The sequence below is a fragment of the Phormidesmis priestleyi ULC007 genome (genome assembly GCF_003003695.1).
GTDB lineage: Bacteria > Cyanobacteriota > Cyanobacteriia > Leptolyngbyales > Leptolyngbyaceae > Phormidesmis_A > Phormidesmis_A priestleyi_A.
In genome coordinates, this window is sequence record NZ_PVWG01000097.1 from 1 (window position 1) to 3,070 (window position 3,070).

Sequence of the window (3,070 nt, forward strand, 5' to 3'; positions counted from 1 at the left end):
GGGGCATTTGGGAATCGGTAGCGTCTAAATATCGATGGAGAACACCCCGCCCCCGGAGTAGAGAGGAGTCCTAAAGCGATCGCAATGGGCTGACCCGCACCTTTGAGTACGATAATTTGAGTCGTCAAACCCAAGAAAATTGGATGAGTGCAGGAGCCGTGACGCGATCGTTCACCTCTCAATACGATGTCCTCGATCGATTAGTTGATGTCACATAACTCAGTATCCGGAGGAACGACGACGAAACTTTCGGAGTATGGCTACACCTATGATGACCTCGATCGATTGAGGGCGATCGATAATCTCGGGGTGGGAGGCGTGACCCGCGTGGCACTAAACTATAGCTACGACCAGGCAGGAAACCTCACATCGGTCACCAATACCATCAATGGAGTCGCCGATGGCACTACTGCCTATAAGTACGATGCCCTCGATCGGACAACCCAAATTACTCAGTCAGGCGCTGGGATAACCAATAAGCGCGTCAAGCTCTCCTATAACGCCGTCGGGCAGATGGAAACCCTGCAACGCCTGACCGGAGGAACATTTAATCAGACCGTAGCCACCACCACCTATGCTCACAATGACCCACTCAACCGCCTGACCCAGATTCAACACGCTAACGCCACGGGAGGAATACTCTCTAGCTACGCCTTTAACTACGACAATGGCAGTCGGATTCGTAAAGTGCAGAATGCAGACGGCACCTTTGTCAATTATAACTACGCCAAAAATGATGAACTGAAACAGGCGGACTACAGCTCAGTGGCGCGCACCGATGAGAATTACACCTATGATGCCAATGGCAATCGCACCAACATGGGTTACGTCACGGGCACCAATAACCAGCTCTCCTCCGACGGGAAGTATGCTTACACTTACGACGATGAGGGCAATCTTAAAACTCGCACCGAAATCGCCACGAATGTAACGGGGACGTTTAACTGGGATTCCCGCAATCGTCTCACCAGTGTTACCGATACCGCAGGATTATCCGTGTCCTATGCCTATGATGCTCACAATCAACGCATTGCCAAGACGACAGAGGGAATGACAACACGCTATGTGTACGACCGAGGCAACCTCGCCCTAGAATTCAATGGCACCGCAACAACGCCTACGGTGCGCTACTTCTATGGCACCCAAGTAGACCAAATCCTCGCGCAAGATAAGGGCAGTGGGAATGTTTCCTGGATGGTGACCGACCAGTTGGGTTCAGTCAGAGCGCTGGTTGGAAACGATGGGACAGTGCGGAATCGATATGACTACGATGCGTTTGGAAATGTGACCTCCACGATGACGAATGCAACCGATACCTCGCGCTATCAGTACACCGGGCGGGAATTCGATGGCGAAACCGGACTGTACTATTACCGGGCGAGGTATTATGACTCCCGGAATGGACGGTTTATTGGGCAAGACCCTACAGGGTTTGGGGCAGGGGACGGTAATTTATATAGGTATGTCGGGAATTCACCGACTAATACTACTGATCCAACGGGCTTGCACGGTTTTGTTGGGTCCCAATATCGCGAGATCAAATATGTTGACAAAAATGGTTCACACAACACATCCAATATCACATCGGTCATTACAGCTAGGAAAGCTGATCCAAATACCTATATAGTGTCTGATAAGACAAAAGCAGCGATAATTTTTTCGCCTACTAGAACGGGTTCGGATGTTTCCACATCAGCTAGAAGTAAAGTTCCAGATCGTAGAACCGGAGATGATGCTGGACACATAGTTGGAGCACAACTCGGTGGAAGTGGCAGAGACGAGAACAATCTTTTTGCACAAACAAGAAGTGGATACAATCAGAATCCACAGTCCACTTGGAGAGCTTTTGAAAATGCAATCAGAGCCAACATTGATAAGGTTCAGTATGATAATAACAGTAAGCAATGTCCGCCAAATACAGGGCATTTATCAGCCGTTCTAACGGTTAACTTGAAGTATCAGCGACCTAAACCAAATGCTACAAAGCTACTGAGACCAATCGCTGTTGATGCTTCCGTAGTTTTCATCTCGCCTTTTAGCTTTGCGGCTTCAACGATTCGCCCATTACTCCTTCTCAACCCTTAAGAACTTTAATGATGTCAGAAAAATGGAAGAAACTAATTCAGAGTTTAGAAGTTCTTGTGGGCGAGGGACAAGAAACCCTCAACGCAGAGACACTGAGCGCTACGGAAGCTGAGTACAAAATCATCCTTCCTTCAGGCTATAAAGAATTCTGCCAAGTTTTGGGATCGGGAGAGTTATCGGATATTGCAAGAGTTTACTGCCCAACGAAGTTCTTCATAAAAGCCAGTGAGCGACGTATACAGGAGGCGATTCGGCACATTGAAAGATTCGGAGAGAACTTTAAACGTGACCAGCAATATATAGAGCAACTGAGATCTGCGTTTGTATTTGGGGAATCTGCTACGGGTGAACATTTGATTTTTTGGGATCTGAGAACCTACCAAGAGTCAGATGGAAGCTATGAAATTCACTGGGCAAATTCGGTCAGTCCTGACTGCATTGATCCGGTGCTGTTGGGACGCGATTTCTTCAACTTCATTCAAAACTTCTGCTATGGAACCGAAACCTTTGATTTAGTTCCTGAATATGTAGAAGGAAGTTCTCCTGGAGACTTCTCTTTAAACTTCTATCCTCTTGTATTTACCTAATTACAGGACGAAAATTGTAGAACGTCTAAGAAATCACTCGTTTCTGTTCCAGTTTGAGAACACTGCTTCGTTCACAGTCAAACCCATAGCGAAAGATACTATTGGCTCTGCGTCCATGCTTCTTAATCAATGGTTCGGACATTTTTTGGAACGATTTCAAAAGGCTTTCAGGGCTTACGGTTTCAGGACTGAGCTATTTTTTCAATGTTAGCTCCACCCCTGACTTTGAAAAAAAGATCAAGCCTACGGTTGAATCAGGGTTCGAGGTTAAAACCTGCTCAAATTTTGTGGTTGGGTCGAGGGGGAGTATGATCTCCCTCCCCTCCCAGTTAGATCCGTGCGTGCAAGTTTTCCCGCACACGGCTCCCGATTCAATCAGGCTGTGCCTTTGCTCCTGT

The 3,070-nt window shown here is 47.4% G+C and carries 2 protein-coding genes and 1 pseudogene; 2 read left to right on the forward strand and 1 reads right to left on the reverse strand.

The features are described from left to right. Window positions 1-207 precede the first annotated feature (207 nt). Together C7B65_RS26690 and C7B65_RS26695 are read left to right on the forward strand one after the other, a co-directional pair. Window positions 208-2,085: an RHS repeat-associated core domain-containing protein gene (locus tag C7B65_RS26690; RefSeq protein ID WP_073072598.1), complete on the forward strand. Its 1,878-nt coding sequence runs from the start codon at window positions 208-210 to the stop codon at window positions 2,083-2,085. A gap of 8 nt (window positions 2,086-2,093) precedes the next feature. Next, entirely contained in the window at window positions 2,094-2,672 is a 579-nt protein-coding gene (locus tag C7B65_RS26695) for an SMI1/KNR4 family protein (protein WP_073072600.1), read from the forward strand. Here C7B65_RS26695 and C7B65_RS29795 read toward each other — a convergent pair. Beyond that, window positions 2,669-2,799: pseudogene (locus C7B65_RS29795) on the reverse strand (IS4 family transposase); the annotation flags it as partial. The gene C7B65_RS26695 and the pseudogene C7B65_RS29795 overlap by 4 nt on opposite strands. Window positions 2,800-3,070: the final 271 nt, after the last annotated feature.